Raw genomic sequence first — 21,315 nt, 5'->3', positions numbered from 1 at the left:
TCTCTTACTTATAGCGTAACTACTCAGCTTAGTTAAACAAAAAAGCATGCCAAATACATGTTTCCTGTTCGAAAACATGAAAAAGAACACACTCCGATAAGAGAAAGAATCTATATGAAATAGAAACATTCTCTTACGAAAGAGTGGTATTCCAAGGAACCGTTCCGGTTTTTAACACCTGACTTATCGCTTGTAATACTGATTGATTTTGTTTTTTCATGGTGCTCATAAAACTACGTATGTGGCAAAATGATTCTGCACCTTCCTTACTTCGAAACGTCCCAGACACTTTTTGTTTGACTTTCGTCATCCGAATATCTCGCTCCGCTTGATTGTTATCAAATGGAATATCTGGACTTTCTAAGAACGCTAGAATTCTGTCCGCATACTTAGCAAAGCGATTCCATAAATTTTGAGAAGGCGTCTGTTTTCTTTTCTTTTTTTGTTCTGCAGAAGGCACCTGTTTGCCTTTCAATATGGCCTGGTATGCGGCAAACAGATTCTTTTTCTCTATTTCTGGAATATTTCCCTTGTATTGCTTTTTTATTGTCAAAGCTTGTGTAAGGAATTCTTTCATTTGTTGTGCCCATGTTTCTCCGGTACTATCTATAATCCCTTGCAAATCTCGCAAGAGATGGGCATTACATAAAACATGACGACAATCTGTATACACATCATACGGTTTCCACCCATCATGCATAGCAATTCCAGAAAAAGAAGGCAAGATTTCACCTGCATCCATCGCTTCTTTTCCGCGTTTTTCATGAATATGTTGAAATGTCACCTCCGGTGTACTCGCAGTATGTAACCATTGTGTTTTATTTTCTACTCGCATACCGGTTTCATCAAAATGGACAACAGAAGACTGCAGAATCTGTTCTTTTACTTCTTCGAGAAACGGCCGCAATTGAGCAGAAAAAGCATGGGTATGATTGACTAACGTCCCTTCGCTTATCGAATGTCCAAAACAATCTTGAAAGAATTCTTTTGTTCGTTTCAAAGAAAGGCATTGATAATGTGTTAAATAAGGAATCAGTGTTTTTATATTTGGACCATATTGAACAGGACGAGAGACAGTAGAGGGAAACTGGGATTCTTGGATAGAATGGCAATGTGGGCACTCTTTTTGTTCCACTTTATGTTCTGTGACTTCTATCAGGATAGGTGGTAAATCATACACTTGGCGAATGCGGTATCCTTTTACAGGTTCATGTTTTAAGGACGTGTGACAACAAATACAATGCGTAGGAGAATAGGTAATCATATTGTCAGGAGTCGTTGTCAAATGAAGTGTATGTCCTTTGTGGCCCAACTGGCCACCGGTTTGACGCTGGGATGATTTTCGCAAACTTTTTGTAATAGGCTTACGAAAACCATCTGTAGAGGGTGGTTTATGACTATTTGTAGAGTTTTTTTTTGAACGATTTTCTAATTCTTCTATACGCTCTTTTAAATTCTGTATTTGACTTTCTAATTGATGAACAAAATCGTAAATAGCTTGAGGTCCCTTTTGATAGACAGCTAGAATTTCTTGTTTTTTCAACATAAATACCACCTCCTTGTCTGATATATCTAGTATTCACACAAAAAGTACATATCAGACTAGTAAATGAAAAAAGCCTCCGTGAGGAAGCTGAGTAGTTACCTTATAGCTAATATTTTCAATATACGTGTCGAGGTTAAGGACTATGCTTTCCTCGTTGTCGTAGCAATTGGTGGCGGCTGGGGTGGCTGGTACCTGTATAAAAAACAAAGCAATCAAAATGATAAAGGCATTCCAAAGTAATATGGAATGCCTCTTTTATTGCCTTCTGTAATAAATAATGAAATTCAGACCACTAATACAACCAATCGCAATAAACATACAAAACGATTGTGGATCTCCACCTAGATTATACTCATCAACGATAAATCCGGACATAAACAACGTTATCGCGGAAACACCGATACACAATACCGAGATAAACCAAAGCGAAAATTCATTAATCAACTCTTTCTTCTGTCTCAAAACAATTAGCATAACAAGAATAGATGCTGCTAAAATACTTTTAAAAACCGGACGTAAATATACGAACTCCTCCATCTATTTCTCCTTTCCCCAAAACATTACATCTAAACATTAATATATTTAACCAAATTAAAAACACATGCCATCTTAAATTAAAACGACATGTGTTTCCGTATTTGCTATGATAGTTGCTTCCACTTCGTTCCCAAAACAGGACGCTCATAATTTTGGATTGCATGAATTAGTTTATCTGCCGTCTCAGCTGAAACGATCAATTCTTTATTTGATGGATTCATAAATCCTTCTTCAGCTGAACGTTCAACCATTTGCAAAATTGGTCCGTAAAAACCTTTTATGTTTAATAAACCAACTGGCTTATTATGTATACCAATTTGTGACCAACATACAACTTCAAATAGTTCTTCAAACGTTCCGTATCCGCCTGGAAGCGCAATAAAAGCATCCGCAAGCTCTGCCATTTTCGCTTTACGTTCATGCATTGTCTCTACTTCAATTAATTCTGTTAATCCTGTATGTACAATTTCTCCTCGAAATAGACCGCGCGGCATAACCCCTGTTACACGTCCACCTAAACGAAGAACTTCGTTTGCTACTTCTCCCATTAATCCGACACATGAACCACCGTATACGAGCTCATAGTCGTTCTCAACAAACATTTTACCTAACTGAATTGCCTGCTCTTTGAATTCTGGTCTCTCCCCTAAATTAGAACCTGCAAACACACAAATCTTTCTCATCCCTACACCCCGATACTGTATATTGTTATGTTACAATGAACATTGTACAACATATTGAGGAGGTGAGGAAGAAATGGATATCGTTGCATTTCAAAGATGGGTTGAGGAATTTTACGAAAAACGAAGCTGGTCACAGTATAATGCCTTTATTCGCTTAAATTTCTTAACCGAGGAAGTTGGGGAAGTTTCACGAGTCGTTCGTGCTATTGAAATCGGCCGCGATCGCCCTGATGAAGATGCGAAAACAGAAGAAGAGCTAAAACAAGAACTAAAAGAAGAACTTGGCGATGTACTATCTAACCTTATTATTCTTTCGCAAAAATATGATTTAGACTTACAAGACATTATGGACGCACACGTCACAAAGCTTTCAAAAAGGTTCGAAGTATCTAAATGAGAACATTATCAATTATGGTATAATATTCTTGTCACAATATTAAGGGGGATTTTATGTTATCAAAAAAATTACACGACGCATTAAATGAACAAATGAACTTTGAATTTTACTCTGCCCATGCTTATATGGCAATGGCTGCTTACTGTACAGCCGAGAGCTATGATGGATTCGCTAACTTTTTCCTTGTACAAGCTGAAGAAGAACGTTTCCACGCGATGAAGCTTTACAACTATATTAATGACCGTGGTGAGCGTGCTATCATTACTGGATTTGATAATCCAAATAACGAATATGAATCTGTATTGAACGCTTTTGAAGTGGCACTTGAGCACGAGCGTGAAGTAACGAAGCGTATTTATAACTTATCTGATATCGCTTGGGATGAGCGTGAACACGCAACAATTACATTTTTAAAATGGTTCGTCGATGAGCAAGTAGAAGAAGAAGCTTCATTTGATAGCATCATCCAAAAACTAAAACGTATTACAAGTGATTCAAACGCACTATTTATGCTAGATGCTGAATTAGAGAAACGTACATTTACACCTCCAGCTGAGTAATATTTCAATCACCTTAATACATGTATTAAGGTGATTTTTTATTTGCTCTCTATCTTAAAATCACCTTAAATTTCCTCATATTTGACATAGCGCCAGCTATAAAATGGTATTATTTTCAATATAAAAACAATATACGAGGAGAGAAAAAATGAATCAACGTGTAGAAGCTGTCGATGCAATTCGTGGTTTCGCTTTGTTTGGCATTTTACTAGTCAATATGACATTAATTCAATTTGGGTTCTTCACCAGTGAAAAACCCACTTATCTATTCGGCAATCTTGATAAAGGCGCTAATTGGTTTATTCAATTTTTCGGCACACACAATTTTATATCCCTATTTTCTTTTCTATTTGGGCTTAGCATTATTTTGTTACAAAAAAGTATTATCGCAAAAGGAAAAAAATTCTTCCCTACATACATAAGACGTATTATCATTCTTTTACTACTTGGCTACATTCACGGCACTTTTGTTTGGGAGGGAGATATTTTATTTGCATACGGAGTTATCGGGATTTTCTTAATGATGTTCATCAATCGAAAACCGAAAACTTTGCTCATTTGGGCGATTATTCTACTCGCACTTATTACACTTATGTCCTATCAAACTGATCCATCTACAAATATAAATGATTTCGCACCTTATACTGAAAAAGAACATAAAGTCCATCAAACCGGAGGCTATATGGATCACGTCAACTTTAGATTGACTGAAAATCCTTTTGATTACATGGGAATTGACGGTGCATTCGGATTATTTTTCATATCAGTTTTCGCAATAATTTTTATGTCTCCACTGTTCCTACTCGGAATGTATGTAGGGAAAAAAGGCTGGCTATTTGAGGTCAATAAACATATACCTGCTGTCAAAAAAATATGGTTTGCCACCGGTCTCTTCTCTTTTACAATTAAAATCTTAGCTATGTTCGTAAAGCATCCGATTTTAATTATGTTACAAGATGGCCTTACACCAGTAACTATGACCTTCTTTTACGGAAGTACGATTATTTTATTATTCCATTACAAAAAAGCATCTCGTCTACTAACATACATGGCGAACATGGGAAAAATGTCCGTTAGTAATTACTTAGCACAATCTATTATTGCAACAACTATTTTTTACGCATATGGATTTGGCCTATACGGTAAAATCGGTTATTTCTTCGGTATTCTTTTAACCATCGGAATTTATACGATTCAATTATTCGTTAGCACCTATTGGCTCCAGAAATACCGGATGGGTCCAGTGGAATATGTGTGGAGACTGGGAACTTATTTAGAGAAACCACGTTTTAAAAGAGATTTGGATAAAGCAAGTTAAACAAAAAAGCAATGAGCTTACGCTCATTGCTTTTCTTAATTTATTAAAGCATAACCCCAACGATAATCGCTGATAATATACTTACTAACGTTGCACCGTATACAAGTTTTAAACCGAATGATGATACAACGTTTGCTTGTTTGCCATCGATACTCTTCGTTGCACCTGCGATAATTCCGATAGATGAGAAGTTCGCAAATGATACAAGGAAGATAGATAAAATACCTACTGTACGAGCTGATAAATCGCCAGCTACTTTTCCAAGGTCAAGCATTGCAACGAATTCGTTCGTCACTAATTTTGTTGCCATAATTTGTCCTGCTTGTAGCATCTCTGATGTTGGAATACCCATTACGAATGCTAATGGTGAGAAAATGTATCCTAAAATGCTTTGGAATGTGATTCCGAAAATTGAATCGAATACACCGTTAATTGCTGTAATTAATGCTACGAAACCGATTAACATCGCCGCTACTGTTACAGCGATAGAGAAACCAAGCATAATATATTCGCCTAACATTTCAAAGAATGTTTGTTTCTTGTCTTCTTGTAATTCTAAAATATCGTCTTCTTCTTTTACTTCATATGGATTAATGATATGAACGATAATGAATCCACTGAATAAGTTTAATACAAGTGCTGTTACTACATATTTTGGATCAATCATTTTCATATAAGAACCGACGATTGACATCGATACTGTAGACATTGAAGATGCACAAAGTGTGTATAAACGATTTTTCGGTAATTTGCTTAGTTGATCTTTTACTGTAATGAATACTTCCCCTTGACCAACGATTGCAGCCGCTACCGCATTATATGATTCTAGTTTTCCTAAACCGTTAACTTTACTTAATAGGAAACCGACTGCACGAATGATAATCGGTAAAACTTTAATATGTTGCAGGATCCCGATTAATACTGCTAAGAAAATAATCGGTAATAATACTGTTAAGAAGAATGGTGCTTGTCCATCGTTTGCTAGACCACCAAATACGAAGTTAACCCCAGCTTCCGCAAATTTTAAAATAGAACCAAATCCATCTGCGATCCCTTTTACTAATACAAATCCGACCTTTGTATTTAGTAAGAAATACGCAAGTACCAATTGAATGACAAGCATAAGTGCAATTGGTTTATATTTAATTTTCTTACGATCTGAACTGATAAGGAAACCTAGTACAAACACTACAAGTAAACCGACTAGAAACATTACTATTTTCATATGTGAATCCCCCACTTCTCCCACGAGTTATTGGTCGTATAACGTATAACGAATGACGTCTGACCATTGTTGTTAAAAAAATTTAAAACCCCTAAAAACTATTCAACTGTCATCTAAAATCAGTAAGCGTTTACATAAATTGCAATTTATAAAAGGTAGCTTCTTCTCTCCTACCATACTTGAAAGTCTGAAATTGATACCACCTACAAATCAAATTGTAAGCGTTATCTAGGTGAAATGCAATATAAATTTTAAAAGATTTTTATATGTTAATATATTCCTAATTAATTGGTTTTTTCATGCAAATTTACCATAAAAAAATAGCCCTAGCTATGAGCTAGAGCCATCCTTTTTTTACCCCGCTTTAACGGGCAGTAAGACCCCCATCTCAACATTCAGCGAAAACAAAGAAGTTAGATGGGTGATTAACTGCCCATAAAAGCCCGATTGGTGAGGGCTGATAATCAGCGGGGGATAAAGCTCCCCCCACTAATTAAAGTTTCACTTTATAACATAACACCAACGATAATCGCTGATAAAATACTTACTAATGTCGCACCGTACACAAGGCGTAGGCCGAATGATGATACAACATTTGATTGATTTTCATCGATACCTTTCGTTGCACCTGCGATAATTCCGATAGATGAGAAGTTCGCAAATGATACAAGGAATACAGAAAGAATACCAACTGTACGAGCCGATAAATCACCAGCTACTTTTCCAAGATCAAGCATCGCAACAAACTCGTTTGATACTAATTTTGTTGCCATAATTTGTCCCGCTGTTACCATTTCTGCTTGCGGGATGCCCATTACGAATGCTAATGGTGAGAAAATATATCCTAAAATAGCTTGGAATGTAATACCGAACATTGAATCAAACAAGCTATTGATTGCTGTAATTAATGCTACGAAACCAAGTAACATTGCCGCTACTGTGATCGCGATTGTGAAACCAAGCATAATATATTCGCTTAGCATTTCAAAGAATGATTGTTTCTTCTTATTTTCTAATTTCAGTGTATCTTCTTCTTCTGTAATATCGTACGGGTTAATAATATGAATGATAATGAAACCACTAAATAAATTTAATACAAGTGCTGTTACTACATATTTTGGTTCAATCATTTTCATATAAGAACCAACAATTGACATCGATACTGTCGACATAGAAGATGCACATAATGTATATAAACGATGTTTTGGGATTTTACTTAATTGATCTTTTACTGTAATAAATACTTCTGCTTGTCCAACAATGGCAGCTGCTACTGCGTTATATGATTCTAGTTTTCCTAGACCATTTACTTTACTTAACAACGTACCAATAGCACGAATAAATATTGGTAAAATTTTAAAGTGTTGCAGAATTCCGATTAAAACCGCAAAGAATACGATTGGTAATAGCGCTGTTAAGAAGAATGAAACCTCTCCTTTATTAACAAGACCACCAAATACGAAAACGATTCCAGCTTCCGCATATCCAAGAAGTGCGCCAAATCCATCTGAAATTCCTTTTACTAAAATATAACCAACTTGCGTATTTAATAAGAAATAAGATAATACTAGCTGAATAATAAGCATAATTGCGATTGGTTTATACTTAATCTTCTTTCGATCGGCACTTATAAGAAAACCGAGTACAAATACAACGAGTAATCCTACAAGGAACATAACAAACTTCATTAATAAAATCCTCCATTTAACTCTTCATTAACGTTGAACGTCTGACCATTCGAAACAAGAAATAATCCGAACTTTCCATTTCTCCTCCAAAACCTTCAATCGGATAGGAAAGATCATAAAACCTCTTATTTCAAAGGCATTTTCCATTCTAACATAAATCATAATTCATATCCGCATTTTCCTTAAAAAAAATACGTTTTATTATGAAACATTCATGAATGTTCGTCTTTTTCATTATAAAGCGAAACTTTAATGAACGGGAGTTTCACTTCACACAAATAGCTGAACCAACAAAAAATGAGCATCAAGTTTCACTTGATGCTCACCTCATTATACTGCTTTTTCTTTATCAGCTACCTCTGGCTTATCCCAACACTCTGTATTGTTCAAACCTGGAATAGACTCCGCATAAAAGACTGGATCTTTCCCTTGTTTCTTTTGCTTAATATAATCTGATAACGCTGCGAAAGCGTACTTAGAAAGGAATACAATTGCTACTAAGTTAATAACAGCCATAATTCCCATAAATAAATCTGCTAAATCCCAAACGATTTGAATTGTCGCCACGGACCCTAGCATAACCATACCAAGTACAGCAATGCGGTATGCATTTAATAGCACTTTACTTCCATTTAAGAACTCAATATTCGTTTCACCATAGTAGTAGTTACCTACTAATGAACTGAATGCAAACAAGAAGATTGCAACTGCTACAAATATAGAAGCCCATGGACCGATATGTTGACTTAACGCCTGCTGCGTTAATTGAATTCCATTTAAATCAGCTGCATTATGCACATCTGATAAAAGAATAATAAATGCTGTACAACTACAAATTAATAATGTATCTGTAAATACCCCTAAAGTTTGAATGAAACCTTGTTTAACTGGGTGCGTTACGTTTGCAGTCGCTGCTGCGTTCGGCGCACTACCCATACCTGCTTCATTTGAGAATAATCCACGTTTTACCCCTAATAAAATCGCAGCTCCTAATCCTCCACCTACTACTTCTTTAATTCCGAAAGCATGTAAGAAAATTTCTTTAAATACATATGGAATTGCCGTAATGTTTGTTACAACAACGAATAATGCCACTGCTACATAAATAATTGCCATTACTGGAACAATCATTTCAACCGCGCGAGCAATTCGTTTTACTCCGCCGAAAATAATAACTGCAAGTAAACCAGCCATAACAAGACCTACTAATCTACTATCTGTTTTGAACGCCCCATCAAAGGCAGCCGCTACAGTATTAGACTGTACAGCGTTAAAAATCAATCCGAAACTTACTGTTATTAGAACAGAGAACACAACACCTAACCAGCGTTTCTTTAAACCCTTTTCCATATAATACGCTGGGCCCCCACGGAATGCATTCCCATCTTTTACTTTATAAATTTGCGCTAATGTGCTCTCTACAAATGCAGAAGCACCCCCAATTACCGCGATTAACCACATCCAAAATACTGCTCCTGGGCCACCTGCTGAGATTGCAATAGCTACACCAGCTAAGTTACCAGTACCTACACGAGAAGCTGTACTCATACAAAACGCTTGAAATGATGATACGCCGCTCTTCTCTTTTTGCGCTTTTCTCGTTTTCGAGCTTGCTCCATCCCCAAGCAAACGAATCATTTCACCGAAGTAACGAACTTGGACAAATTTCACACGAAATGAAAAATAGAGCCCTAACCCAATTAACATCGCAATAATGACATATGACCAAAGGATATTATTTACATCCCCAATTACCCTAGCTAAAAAATCCATATTTGCATTGCCCCCTCTTCCTAACAATAAGAAAATTATATTCTAAAAACTTTAAGTAATCAAGAACTTTATGTAAGGTTTTATAACATGAATATGTTAATAAAATTAACATACGTGTTTTTTTTACATAAAAATATAGCCATTACATACATTTATCCAATACTCAATCACTTATCCTCTTCGACCAGTCATACTTTTAATACAGCACGTTCCCCACAAATAACGAGAGAGAAATAAACAAAAAAATTATATTAATAATTACCTCTCACCCTTTTCATCATTTCCTACAACAAAAAAGGCGAGCATCGAATTCACCTCGATGCTCGCCTTTTCATTTACACTGCTTTTTCTTTATCTGTTACCGCTGACTTATCCCAACACTCTGTATTCGTTAAACCAGGAATAGAATCTGCACTGAAGACTGGATCTTTTCCTTGTTTCTTTTGCCTTACATAGTCTGCCAATGCAGCATACGCAAATCGGCCGAGAAGTGTAATCGCAATTAAGTTCGTGATTACCATTAGCCCCATAAATAAGTCCGCCATATTCCATACAACTTGAAGCGTCGCAACAGAACCGAATAATACCATTCCAACTACCGCAATACGATAAATTGTTAACCACGTTTTGCTTTGCTTAATGAATTCAATATTTGTTTCACCATAATAGTAGTTTCCTAGAAGTGAACTAAATGCAAATAAGAAAATAATAATCGCTAAGAAACTGCTCGCCCATGGGCCAATTTGTGAACTTAATGCATTTTGTGTTAATTCAATACCTTCTAAATTCGTTGCTTTATATGCACCAGAACATAGTACGATAAATGCTGTTGATGTACATACTAAGAATGTATCTACTAATACTCCAATCGTTTGAATAAAACCTTGTTTCGCTGGATGCGTTACATCAGCTGTTGCTGCCGCATTCGGCGCACTACCCATACCTGCTTCGTTCGCAAATAATCCGCGCTGAATACCATATTTCATCGCAGCACCGATACCGCCACCTACAGCTGAATCTAAACCAAATGCACCTTTAAAGATTTCCGTAAACACATCTGGTATTAAATAAAAGTTTTTAATGACAACAAAAATAGCTACGGCAATATAAATAAGCGCCATTGGCGGAACAATCATTTCCGACATACGTGCAATACTTTTTACACCACCAAAAATAATAACCGCAACTAATGCAGCTAATACAATACCAACAATATAACGCTCTAAGCCAAATGCATTTTCAAATGCTAATGTTACTGTATTTGCTTGTACTGAGTTGAAAATTAAACCGTAACTAATTGTAATCAGAATAGAGAACCAAATCCCCATCCAACGTTTATTTAAACCTTTTTCCATATAATAAGCAGGACCACCACGGAAGCCACTGCCATCTTTTATTTTATAAATTTGCGCAAGCGTACTTTCTACGAAACTTGAAGAAGCACCGATAATCGCAATAACCCACATCCAAAATACAGCTCCAGGTCCTCCCATAGAAATAGCTAACGCTACACCAGCTAAGTTCCCGATACCAATACGAGCTGCAGAACTCATACAAAATGCTTGGAACGATGATACACTGCCCTTTTTACGTGTCTTGCCAGTTAGTCCATCACTCATTAAACGAATCATTTCTCCTAAATGAGTAAGCTGTACGAATTTCAATTTAATAGAAAAATAAAGCCCTAAACCAATTAACATTGCAATAAGAATATATGACCAAAGAATCGTATTCGTTGATGAAACGAATTGTTCCAAAATATTCATACAATTAACCCCTCCTTTTCTCCATAAAACGAATTATATTTAAAAAACATTCAAACATCAACATTTTTCGACAATTTGCAATTTCCAAATATTAGCCAAGCGCGAAGTAACAATATCTTTATGACTCTCCTCCCTCTAACTGTGCATACTAAAACAAAAAATAAATCTACAAACTACCCCATTGACAAAAACACCTACCTGTAACTATAATGATTACAACAGGTTGTAACAAACCTAATTACAATACATTCATTCACTTTCAGATATACAATTTAACAAAACACTTTGGAGGGATTTATTATGAAAATCGGAATTATCGGAGCAACTGGTAAAGCAGGAAGTCGTATTTTAAAAGAAGCATTAGATCGTGGACATGAAGTAACTGCAATCGTAAGAAACGCTGCAAAAATTACAGAAGAAAACGTAGAAGTTTTAGAAAAAGACGTATTTTCTCTTACATCTAACGACCTACAAGCATTCGACGTAGTTGTAAATGCATTTGGCGCTCCAGCAGGGCAAGAACACCTTCACGTAGATGCAGGAAACGTACTTATTGAAGCTGTGAAAGGTGCACCAAATACAAAATTACTTGTAGTTGGCGGAGCAGGAAGCTTATTTGTAGACGAAGAAAAAACAACACGTGTATTTGATACACCAGGTTTCCCAGGCGAATACCTTGCAACAGCTCAAAACCAAGGTAAAAACTTAGAAATCTTGCAACAAACAAATGATATCACTTGGACATTCATCAGCCCTTCTGCACTATTCGCATTAGGAAAACGCACTGGTTCTTACAAAGCTGGCAAAGACAATCTTCTTGTTAACTCAAAAGGTGATAGCTACGTAAGTTACGAGGACTTCGCAGTTGCAGCACTTGATGAAATCGAAAATCCAAAACATGTAAACGAACGCTTCACAGTTGTTTCTGAAGCTGAATAATAAAAAAGCTCGTAAAACATAATGTTTTACGAGCTTTTTCTTATTATCGTACTTGCTCTAAGCCATTTTGAGTAATCTTGAAGGAAATCTCTTTAAATTTTTTCGCATCCCCTTTTCCAATTAACTCACCAGTTTTATACCAACTTAAACGATCAGATTCTGCATGATACACTTTTACTACATCACCATACTCGAACATCATACCATTTACTTGCTCAGCAAAATTCTTTGAAGTTTCTTGTCCTTCTGCTGTTACATGTTTTTTCTCCGTTCCATTTTGATCATATAGGGTAATTCCCATATATAATTCATTGTTAAAGTAACTATGAATTTGTTCATTTGTAGACGTTACATGTAGTTTCTTATCATCATGATTTAACGTTACAATAGAACGAATATCATCACCCAGCCCTTGGTATACAAGACTATCTCCATATGTTACTTCTACTGGTACTTCCGTTACTTTCTTATTTCCAAAACGGTCTTTCGTTTCTACTTTTACTGTTTGTTTACCGATTTTTGTTGTATTTGGTTTTTCTACAAATCCAATTACTTCTCTATCTTTCACTTGAACAAAGTTTTTTGCATCTAATTTATCAGCGTTTGTTGCGATTACTACTTTTTGCGGTATAGCTGTTACTTCTTGTTGTGCTTCCATTCTCTCAAAACCTTGCTCTGTCACTTTAAAGAGCACTTCATGAACACCATACTGCGCATTCATTAGTTCATTCTTTTTATACACTTTAAATCTATCAAACTCTCTTTGATATACCTTTATTACATCACCGTATTCAAAAGTCATTCCATTAAATTGTTCTGCAAATACTTTCGTATTCTCCGATGCTTTTACTGATAAATCTTTCTTCTCTTTTCCATCCTTATCATACACAGTCATTCCCATATACTTCTCATCTGCAAATGAAGTATGCATTGGACCTTCTGAATCTGTTGTACTGAATTTCTTTTCTTCATGATTTAATGTAACAATCGATTTAATATTCGTTTCGTCGTGCCATGTACCGAAGAACATAATGCTATCTCCGTAAATCACTTCTACTGGCACTTCTGTTATTTGCTTATTACCAAAGCGATCTTTCGTTTCTACTTTTACTGTTTGTTTTCCAACTTTTGCTGTAGTTGGTTTTTCTACAAATCCTACTACTTCTCCGTCTTTCACCTGAACAAAATTTTTCGCTTCTAATTTTTCAACATCTGTTCCGATTACTACTTGTTGAGGTTTCGCTGTGACTTCTTGCAACATATCCATTCTCTCAAAACCTTTTTCTGTCACTTTGAAGAATAGTTCTTTTGTTCCTTTTTTCTCACCTTGACCAGTAAGTGTATTATTTTGATACCATTTCAAACGATCCGGTTCTGCGTGGAATACTTTCACTACATCTCCATACTCGAACTGTATACCATTCACTTGCTTCGCAAAGTTCTCTGATGTTTCTTGTCCCTCTGCTGTTACATGTTTTTTCTCTTTTCCTTCTCCATCGTATAACGCGATCCCCATGTATAGCTCTTTATTAAAATACTCATGAATTTCGCTATCCATATCAGTTGCATGGAATCTCTTCTCTTCGTGCTTTAAAGTTACAATTGAAGCAATATCATCGCCATTTCCTGCATATGCAATGCTATCTCCATAAACCACTTCTAATGGTACTTCTGTTACTTGCTTATTTCCGAAACGATCTTTCGTTTCTACTTTCACTGTTTGTTTGCCGATTTTCGTTGTATTTGGTTTCTCCGCAAATCCAACTACTTCTCCGTCTTTCACTTCAACAAAAGCTTTTGGATCTAACTTTTCAACATCTGTTCCGATTACTACTTGTTGAGGTTTCGCTGTGACTTCTTGCAATGATTTTAATCTCTCAAATCCATTTTCAGTAATTTCGAAGAATAATTCTTTTATTTCTTTATTTTTTCCTTCTCCCACATATAAACCTTTTTGATACCAATGTAAACGTGAAGACTCTGCATGGTATACTTTCACCACATCTCCATATTCAAATGCTAACCCATTTGCTTCCTTGGCAAAAGCTTCTGTATTCTCCAAGCCTTTTACCTCTATATTTTTCTTCTCTTTTCCCTCTTTATTGTACAAGGTGAATTCAAAATACTTCTCATCTCCAAAGTAATCATGAATCAAATTATCCGTATCTGTCGCACTCATTTTTTTCGTATCATGATGTAACGTTATAATCGATTTCATATCGTCACTACCATAACTTAATCCATATACAAATAGGCTATCTCCATAAGTTACTTCTACTGGCACTTCCGTCACTTTCTTATTTCCGAAACGATCTTTCGTTTCTACTTTTACTTTTTGTTCACCGATTTTCATTGTATTCGGTTTTTCTACAAAACCAATTACTTCTCCACCTTTTACTTGAACAAAGTTTTTCGCTTCTAATTTTTCAGCGTCTGCCCCGATTAATACTTTTTGCGGTACTGCTTCTACTTCCTGTATACCGTCTATTAGTTCATATCCTTGTGGAGTAATCTTAAAGAACTTTTCTTTTTTATTCTTAGCTCCACCTTGATCTACAAGTTTATTACTTTGATACCAATCGAAACGACTTGGTTCTGCATGATATACTTTCATAATATCGCCATATTGAAGTTCAACACCTTCAAGTTGCAAAGCAACCTTTTTAGAATTTTCTTGCCCTTCTATAGAAATATTTTTCTTTTCATTTCCATCCTTATCATATAAGGTAATCCCTACATACTTTTCATTTTTAAAGCGCTCATGAAACTCATTACCAACGAAAGAAACGTTGATTTTCTTTTCATCATGAAGGAGCGTTATAACAGAATTTACCTCATCACCGTAACCTTTAAATACCATAGTATCTCCATAAAGACTGTTAACTGGAACAGAAATGAAATTTCTCTGTCCTTTCTCATCCTCAATTTCTACTAATACCGCTCTTTTTCCAACCTCTAAATACGGCCACATAATTCTACCTGTTACTTTTACATTTTCACCTAAATTTTGAACAAGACTATTTGCTAGTTTTTCATTAAAATTCGCACCAACGATGAGATCTTGTACCACAGTAGACGCTTCACCATAAGGAAGCCCGCCGTATGGTTTCACTTGTTTTTCACGAATAATATTACTATCTGTTGCTTTCCATATTTCTTTTTCTAATTTAGGTAAATTTAAATTTTCGATTTTCCCTCTAACCTCATCATTTGGACCTAATCCCCATTTCTCAAAAAACGGCACTAAGTTTTGTTTAGCCGCTTTCGATGCCATATAAATAAACATTTGCTTTTTATCTTCATCTGAAGCAGGCATTTCAGATTCTGGTAATAAGCGATACATTTGATGTAAATTAGGGTAAAAATGCTCTCCATAAGCTAAATCAAGTTGCCAAAACATTACTAGTTTCTCGAATTCTTCCATCTTTTTTTGAGCATCAGGATTATCTAAGTAAGCAAAAGCTTTTTTATAATGACCATCTTCTTCTAGACTTGATTTATTGCCTAACATTCTTTGAACCGATAATGAATATATATTTACTGTTACTTCTCCTACACCTGACCAAAACCAAGGAGCTTGCTGATGTAAATGCCCTACTTCATGCCACGGTCCCCAGCCATCTCCTTGTAATCTCTTTATATTTAAAACCCTATCCATAGTCTCTGGAACATACCCTGTATGATAATGAGTAGCAAACATCCAATCATCTTTATCTGGTTTTCTCTTTTCAACAAATTGGATATATTGGTTTGGAGCTTTTGACACCCCTATACCATCTTCAGATAATCCTGCTACAGAATTTTCAAAGCGAATAATCTTATCATGTAGCCTCATTAATTCTACTGGATCCGTCTCTCCCATATAGTTTGCCACTGCTTCAGGACTTGCAGTAATTAAACTTCTCTCACCCTTCAATTCAACTGCATAAGGATTTTTATACTTTTTTAACATTGCATCCCAATCTTTTTTTGTGTGTTTCCCTAATACAAATAATGGAAAATGACTTCCTCCATGAATAACTGAAGCTGTTACTTCGCCATCATTATTCATGTTATAAAAATATAGTATTCCACCTCTTGAAGATGAAATATTATTTTCACCAGGTTTTAACTCAAATTCTTCAAACCCTTTTTCATCATATGACTTCGTTCCTATGAACGCTTTAATAGATTGCGTTCCTTTTATTTCAATTTTAATTTCTTCATTTGGACCAGCATAAATTCCAGTTGGTTCATTTGTTGAAAGTACATAACGTACTTTTAAGCGTTTTTGCTCTTCTTCAACACTACCTTTCCCAGGCAAATGAAACGTTCTCTGCTCCAAACGATTCTCTTTACTCTCTTCCAACTGCCCGCCCTTATTCTCTTCCAAAGGCGCCGCATATCCTTTCGATGCTTCGAAAGCTACTGGTGATAATAATGTAGATATACAAATACCAGCTACTAATACCCTACTCTTTTTCTGCTTTGACATAATCTGTGTCCCCTGTCCTTTTTTTAGACAAACCATCCTATATATTCATTTAATAAGAAATCCTATTATTTTTATAAAAACATTTATTGAATAGACTAACACCTCTCGCACCTATATCAATTACTACCGCATTTCTCTAAATGTATTCGCTTTCTTATATTGTAAATTTTTTTATGTATTACGCCCTCCTCACTTCGCTCTACTTGTGATGAGTTCTCTTCTTACATAAAAGGAAAATAGTAAAAGATATATTTTAGTCTCGTCATCTATACATCTAAAAATAAAACCTTACATTTTCTTCATATATGACCATCTATAGGTAGTTTTTCCAACTGAATTTTACACGCTTTTACCTGTATTTAATAGCCTCCCCCCAAGAATAATATTACAATTTTGTGAATTCAATCTATTAATCGTAACGTTAGGATTTAGTTATATTTATATTATTTTAAAATATAATTTACTCTGTAAAAACACTATTTTATCTATTTTATTATTTTCTTAATATAACTTTAATCCTTGCATACAAAAAGCATTGGCATAGGCCAATGCTTTTATTTACCTTTTATATTGATTCGGTTTATGCGGTTCATTTGGAGTATATGGCTTATTTGGTTTATTTGGAGCCTCAGCCTTTTTCCAACTTACCGCTAACTCAGGGCTCGTTTTCTCTTCACTACGCTCAAGTAATACTACTGCATTTTGAATAGTCGGTGTACCTTTATGCGCAATCCCTTGTAATTTCGTTAAATTTCCTGATACTTTAAAGCTAAATCCACCAGCTGGTGTTTGTTTCGGAATTAAAATGCGGAACTTCTCTCCTACATTAAATTCTGTTTTTGTTTCGCCTTTTTCATTTGCAAACTTCACGCCCGCTGGTGCACCTGTTGCTTGCACTTTATACGTTCCGCTTTTTGCATTTGTTTCTACTGTATATAAACCTGTTTCAAAGAAATCATTTTTTAATACTGCTTCTTGTTCTTCTGTAGGAGTTACACTCATCGTAATTTCTTGTAACTCTTCACTAGCGTTTGCTTTTGCAACGATGTCTTTCGTTACTTTCTCTACATTTTTATTGCGGAAATCTAAATCATTAACATCAATTTGTTTTAACGCATTCCACACTGCCAGTTGCGTTGCGTAATGCGCCTCTCTCCAATCAGATACCCCTAATTCTTGTGGGCTCTTTTGTGGATATCCATTCAACAGTACACGGTACACGTTAATATCTACTTTACCCATTTCTGGTAAGTCTTGACCGCTCGGAGATTTTAAGTCTACATTTAAGCAAAATGCAATTTTTCCATCTGCCGTTTTAATAAGTTCTGTTCGGATTGGTTTCTTCTTTGACCTACTATAACTCCAATCCATTTCATACTTTGTATGGTCCATAACCTCTGCGAATGCTTTTTGAAGTGGGAATAATACAAATAAGACACTTAAAAACATAGCTAAAAGTTTGAACGATTGCTTTATATTCATATTTACAGCCCCTTAATAACAAACTTAATACTAAGTAGTATTTAATTAGAAAATATTTTTATGCACAAAAAAAGAGTGCATAAAAGCACTCTTTTTTCTTTCTTACTTTAATCTTAGAAATCGAAGTTATCAGGATCTGGACCAACGCGGTGATTTTCGTTTAACACATCAATTGTTTCCATGTCTTCTTTTGTTAATTCAAAGTTAAATACATCCGCATTTGCAATAATGCGGTGTTCTTTCGTTGATTTTGGAATAGTGATTACTCCATTTTGAAGATCCCAACGTAAAATAACTTGCGCTGTTGTTTTACCGTGTTTCTCAGCAATTTCTTGTAATTTTTCATTATCTAATAATTGACCTTGCATAAGTGGTGACCATGCTTCCATTTGAATACCTTGTTCTTTACAGAAAGCTTGTAATTCTTTTTGTGTTAAACGAGGGTGGTATTCTACTTGGTTAATCATTGGCTTAATTTCTGCATCTTTCATTACATCTTGTAAGTGGTGAATTTGGAAGTTACTTACGCCAATTGCACGTACGCGATCTTCTTTATAAAGTGTTTCTAGCGCTCTCCACGTATCTTTATATTTTCCTTCTACAGGCCAGTGAACAAGATATAGGTCTAAATAATCTAGTTCTAATTTCTTTAAGCTCTCTTCGTATGCAGCAATTGTTTCTTCGTATCCTTAATCTGCGTTCCATACTTTTGAAGTGATAAATAATTCTTCTCTTGAAATACCAGTCGCTTCAATACCGGCACGGATTCCTTCACCTACAGCTTTTTCATTTCCGTAAATTGCAGCTGTATCGATGCTACGGTATCCTGCTTTAATCGCTGATTTTACAGCTTCTACAAGTTCTGGTCCTTCTTCTACTTTAAATACACCTAAACCGAACCAAGGCATTTCTACACCATTATTTAATACTGTTTTACTTTGTAAGTTTTTCATTTTATTTTCTCTCCTTTTATTTTACTTGATCTCTTTTTTCTAATGTCATGCTCCACGCTGTTAAAATCACAGCACCTACTACCATAATTCCGCCTACCCAAGCCGTATGAATTAATCCTAACGAGTTCGTTACAATACCGCCCAAGTAAGCACCAAGAGCAATTCCTGCGTTAAATGCTGCAATGTTAATCGCTGATGCTACATCAACAGCGCTAGGTACAAACCTCTCAGCCAAGATAACGACATACACTTGTAGCCCTGGGACATTCATAAACGCAAATAGTCCCATAAAAATAATTGTAATGAATCCAGCAACTTTAAATGGCGCTGTAAATGTTAAAACAAATAATACAATCGCTTGAATAAAGAACATGTAAAATAACGCTCGAATCGGATTATAATTTGATAATTTTCCGCCGACCATATTCCCAATCGCAATTGCAATTCCGTATACTAACAAAATAATTGTAACGGTACTTGCTTTAAATCCTGTTACTTCTTGTAATAACGGAGATAAATACGTAAATGTTACGAATGTTCCCCCGTATCCTAATGCAGTAATGATAAATACAAGTAATAGTCTTCCGTTCGTAATCAACTTAAATTGATCGTGAAATGATACAGACGTACCCTTTTTTAAGTTAGAAGGAATTAGCATACTGTTGGCGATTAAAGCAACGACTCCAATTGCCACAATAACCATAAACGACGCTCTCCAGCCAAATTGTTGACCGATAAATGTTCCAATTGGTACACCTGTAATAGTCGCAACAGTTAAACCAGTAAACATAAATGCTATTGCACTTGCACGTTTATTCTCAGGTACAAGCGCAGCCGCAATTGTAGATCCAATTGACATAAAAACCCCATGCGCAAACGCAGATACAACCCTCGCGATAAGTAGCACAGTAAAACTTGTTGCTACTGCCGCAATACCATTGCCAATAATGAAAATAATCATAATCCACATTAACAACGTCTTTCGCGACATACTAGCTGTTAATGACGTCAATACTGGAGCACCAAACGCTACTCCTAATGCATATAAAGAAACGGTTAAACCAGCTGTTGTAACCGAAACATTTAAATCTTTCGAAATAGATGGTAGTAAACCGACACTAATAAACTCGGTCGTACCAATCCCAAATGCACTAATTGCTAGTGCTAATAAAGCAAACATACTTCTTCGATTCGTCTGAACTTCTGAAGATGGTACTGTATATGAACTCAATTGAATTCCTCCTTATTACAAGAAATCCAATCATAATAGTGTGATAAAAAGGCCCTTTTATCTTCTAAAAAATATATTTTATACTTACAAATGCTATTATGAATGGTTTCATTCCTTTTTTGAAGAACGCACTTTAAAGTACGATAGGCACTAAAAAGTAACATAGTCACTTTTTGGTACCGTACTACTCACTTGCTTCTCACATGTGCTATTATGAAACATATTTAACATGATAAAAAGTACGTACTTTAAAGTGCTATAGGTACTAAAAAGTAACATTTGTATTATTAAGCTTACTTTACTCATAAAAGGAGGGTTTCATATGAAGAAATACAATATTCCTGTAGAGGCGACTTTAGAGGTTATCGGTGGAAAATGGAAGGTTGTTATCCTTTGTCATCTAACGAAAGGCACAAAAAGAACGAGTGAACTAAAACGTTTAATGCCTGGTATTACACAAAAAATGTTAACTCAGCAATTACGCGAATTAGAGGACGACGGGGTCATTCAAAGAAAAGTCTACAACCAAGTCCCGCCAAAAGTAGAATACTCCCTTACTGATTACGGTTGGTCTTTAGAATCAATTCTTGACTCTCTTTGTACTTGGGGCGAATGTCATCTTGAAAAAGAAGGTAATACATCGATGCTAATTGCAGAAGGTGAATAATAGGAAAAAAGGAAAAAACGAACATGAATTTGTTCGTTTTTTCCTTTTTTTCTATATATATATGTACATTTCTAAC

Annotated in this window: 15 protein-coding genes and 1 pseudogene; 5 read left to right on the top strand and 11 right to left on the bottom strand. The window is 35.4% G+C overall.

Going from position 1 to position 21,315, the window contains the following annotated elements:
- Nucleotides 1-133: 133 nt before the first annotated feature.
- From tnpC to MHI28_RS21310, 3 genes are all read right to left on the bottom strand, one after another.
- The gene (gene tnpC, locus MHI28_RS21320; RefSeq protein WP_197233369.1) at nucleotides 134-1,546 is read right to left on the bottom strand and encodes an IS66 family transposase; all 1,413 of its coding nucleotides are present in this window, start codon (nucleotides 1,544-1,546) and stop codon (nucleotides 134-136) included.
- A gap of 255 nt (nucleotides 1,547-1,801) precedes the next feature.
- Nucleotides 1,802-2,083, bottom strand: a complete 282-nt coding sequence (locus MHI28_RS21315) for a hypothetical protein (RefSeq protein ID WP_000390910.1) — start codon at nucleotides 2,081-2,083, stop codon at nucleotides 1,802-1,804.
- 104 nt (nucleotides 2,084-2,187) lie between these two features.
- Nucleotides 2,188-2,766, bottom strand: coding sequence for an LOG family protein (locus MHI28_RS21310; RefSeq protein WP_001225753.1), 579 nt, complete (start codon nucleotides 2,764-2,766; stop codon nucleotides 2,188-2,190).
- A gap of 73 nt (nucleotides 2,767-2,839) precedes the next feature.
- Between MHI28_RS21310 and MHI28_RS21305 the strand changes: the two genes are divergently transcribed.
- The 3 genes from MHI28_RS21305 to MHI28_RS21295 all read left to right on the top strand — a co-directional run bounded on the left by MHI28_RS21305 (nucleotide 2,840) and on the right by MHI28_RS21295 (nucleotide 5,041).
- Nucleotides 2,840-3,163, top strand: coding sequence for a MazG nucleotide pyrophosphohydrolase domain-containing protein (locus MHI28_RS21305; protein WP_000355749.1), 324 nt, complete (start codon nucleotides 2,840-2,842; stop codon nucleotides 3,161-3,163).
- A 53-nt stretch (nucleotides 3,164-3,216) separates the two neighbouring features.
- A complete protein-coding gene (locus tag MHI28_RS21300) occupies nucleotides 3,217-3,723 on the top strand; it encodes a ferritin (protein ID WP_000949403.1) in 507 nt (168 codons plus the stop codon).
- A 148-nt stretch (nucleotides 3,724-3,871) separates the two neighbouring features.
- The gene (locus tag MHI28_RS21295) at nucleotides 3,872-5,041 is read left to right on the top strand and encodes a DUF418 domain-containing protein (protein WP_001076363.1); all 1,170 of its coding nucleotides are present in this window, start codon (nucleotides 3,872-3,874) and stop codon (nucleotides 5,039-5,041) included.
- 43 nt (nucleotides 5,042-5,084) lie between these two features.
- On the opposite strand, the gene MHI28_RS21290 is transcribed toward MHI28_RS21295, so the two are convergent.
- The 4 genes from MHI28_RS21290 to MHI28_RS21275 form a co-directional block, all read right to left on the bottom strand.
- Nucleotides 5,085-6,266 (bottom strand): NupC/NupG family nucleoside CNT transporter, encoded by a 1,182-nt coding sequence (locus MHI28_RS21290; RefSeq protein WP_000706853.1) that lies wholly within the window; start codon nucleotides 6,264-6,266, stop codon nucleotides 5,085-5,087.
- A 506-nt stretch (nucleotides 6,267-6,772) separates the two neighbouring features.
- The gene (locus MHI28_RS21285; protein WP_000673845.1) at nucleotides 6,773-7,954 is read right to left on the bottom strand and encodes a NupC/NupG family nucleoside CNT transporter; all 1,182 of its coding nucleotides are present in this window, start codon (nucleotides 7,952-7,954) and stop codon (nucleotides 6,773-6,775) included.
- Between the two features lie 330 nt (nucleotides 7,955-8,284).
- Nucleotides 8,285-9,727 (bottom strand): alanine/glycine:cation symporter family protein, encoded by a 1,443-nt coding sequence (locus MHI28_RS21280; RefSeq protein ID WP_000346410.1) that lies wholly within the window; start codon nucleotides 9,725-9,727, stop codon nucleotides 8,285-8,287.
- Nucleotides 9,728-10,062: 335 nt separating this feature from the next.
- On the bottom strand, nucleotides 10,063-11,493 hold the full coding sequence (locus MHI28_RS21275; RefSeq protein ID WP_001022952.1) for an alanine/glycine:cation symporter family protein: 1,431 nt from the start codon (nucleotides 11,491-11,493) through the stop codon (nucleotides 10,063-10,065).
- 300 nt (nucleotides 11,494-11,793) lie between these two features.
- Between MHI28_RS21275 and MHI28_RS21270 the strand changes: the two genes are divergently transcribed.
- On the top strand, nucleotides 11,794-12,432 hold the full coding sequence (locus MHI28_RS21270; RefSeq protein ID WP_000689884.1) for an NAD(P)-dependent oxidoreductase: 639 nt from the start codon (nucleotides 11,794-11,796) through the stop codon (nucleotides 12,430-12,432).
- Nucleotides 12,433-12,475: 43 nt separating this feature from the next.
- Here MHI28_RS21270 and MHI28_RS21265 read toward each other — a convergent pair whose 3' ends face one another.
- The 4 genes and pseudogenes from MHI28_RS21265 to MHI28_RS21250 form a co-directional block, all read right to left on the bottom strand.
- Nucleotides 12,476-16,906: a putative mucin/carbohydrate-binding domain-containing protein gene (locus MHI28_RS21265; RefSeq protein WP_340828290.1), complete on the bottom strand. Its 4,431-nt coding sequence runs from the start codon at nucleotides 16,904-16,906 to the stop codon at nucleotides 12,476-12,478.
- Between the two features lie 558 nt (nucleotides 16,907-17,464).
- Nucleotides 17,465-18,388 carry a thioester domain-containing protein gene (locus tag MHI28_RS21260; RefSeq protein ID WP_001022528.1) on the bottom strand — a complete coding sequence of 308 codons (924 nt, stop codon included), beginning with the start codon at nucleotides 18,386-18,388 and terminating at the stop codon, nucleotides 17,465-17,467.
- Between the two features lie 113 nt (nucleotides 18,389-18,501).
- Nucleotides 18,502-19,341: pseudogene (locus MHI28_RS21255) on the bottom strand (aldo/keto reductase).
- A gap of 16 nt (nucleotides 19,342-19,357) precedes the next feature.
- Nucleotides 19,358-20,521, bottom strand: a complete 1,164-nt coding sequence (locus tag MHI28_RS21250; RefSeq protein WP_164852167.1) for an MFS transporter — start codon at nucleotides 20,519-20,521, stop codon at nucleotides 19,358-19,360.
- Between the two features lie 373 nt (nucleotides 20,522-20,894).
- Between MHI28_RS21250 and MHI28_RS21245 the strand changes: the two genes are divergently transcribed.
- Nucleotides 20,895-21,239, top strand: a complete 345-nt coding sequence (locus MHI28_RS21245) for a winged helix-turn-helix transcriptional regulator (protein WP_000760473.1) — start codon at nucleotides 20,895-20,897, stop codon at nucleotides 21,237-21,239.
- Nucleotides 21,240-21,315 lie beyond the last annotated feature (76 nt).

Source organism: Bacillus sp. FSL K6-0268 (assembly GCF_038005425.1).
Taxonomy (GTDB): domain Bacteria; phylum Bacillota; class Bacilli; order Bacillales; family Bacillaceae_G; genus Bacillus_A; species Bacillus_A thuringiensis_S.
The sequence above is the reverse complement of the archived record's forward strand: the minus strand, read 5'-3'. Positions and strand labels throughout refer to the sequence as shown.

Coding starts and splice junctions, on each gene's coding strand:
- tnpC (WP_197233369.1), bottom strand. CDS start 1,546: ATGTTGAAAAAACAAGAAATTCTAGCTGTCTATCAAAAGGGACCTCAA.
- MHI28_RS21315 (WP_000390910.1), bottom strand. CDS start 2,083: ATGGAGGAGTTCGTATATTTACGTCCGGTTTTTAAAAGTATTTTAGCA.
- MHI28_RS21310 (WP_001225753.1), bottom strand. CDS start 2,766: ATGAGAAAGATTTGTGTGTTTGCAGGTTCTAATTTAGGGGAGAGACCA.
- MHI28_RS21305 (WP_000355749.1), top strand. CDS start 2,840: ATGGATATCGTTGCATTTCAAAGATGGGTTGAGGAATTTTACGAAAAA.
- MHI28_RS21300 (WP_000949403.1), top strand. CDS start 3,217: ATGTTATCAAAAAAATTACACGACGCATTAAATGAACAAATGAACTTT.
- MHI28_RS21295 (WP_001076363.1), top strand. CDS start 3,872: ATGAATCAACGTGTAGAAGCTGTCGATGCAATTCGTGGTTTCGCTTTG.
- MHI28_RS21290 (WP_000706853.1), bottom strand. CDS start 6,266: ATGAAAATAGTAATGTTTCTAGTCGGTTTACTTGTAGTGTTTGTACTA.
- MHI28_RS21285 (WP_000673845.1), bottom strand. CDS start 7,954: ATGAAGTTTGTTATGTTCCTTGTAGGATTACTCGTTGTATTTGTACTC.
- MHI28_RS21280 (WP_000346410.1), bottom strand. CDS start 9,727: ATGGATTTTTTAGCTAGGGTAATTGGGGATGTAAATAATATCCTTTGG.
- MHI28_RS21275 (WP_001022952.1), bottom strand. CDS start 11,493: ATGAATATTTTGGAACAATTCGTTTCATCAACGAATACGATTCTTTGG.
- MHI28_RS21270 (WP_000689884.1), top strand. CDS start 11,794: ATGAAAATCGGAATTATCGGAGCAACTGGTAAAGCAGGAAGTCGTATT.
- MHI28_RS21265 (WP_340828290.1), bottom strand. CDS start 16,906: ATGTCAAAGCAGAAAAAGAGTAGGGTATTAGTAGCTGGTATTTGTATA.
- MHI28_RS21260 (WP_001022528.1), bottom strand. CDS start 18,388: ATGAATATAAAGCAATCGTTCAAACTTTTAGCTATGTTTTTAAGTGTC.
- MHI28_RS21250 (WP_164852167.1), bottom strand. CDS start 20,521: ATGTTTGCTTTATTAGCACTAGCAATTAGTGCATTTGGGATTGGTACG.
- MHI28_RS21245 (WP_000760473.1), top strand. CDS start 20,895: ATGAAGAAATACAATATTCCTGTAGAGGCGACTTTAGAGGTTATCGGT.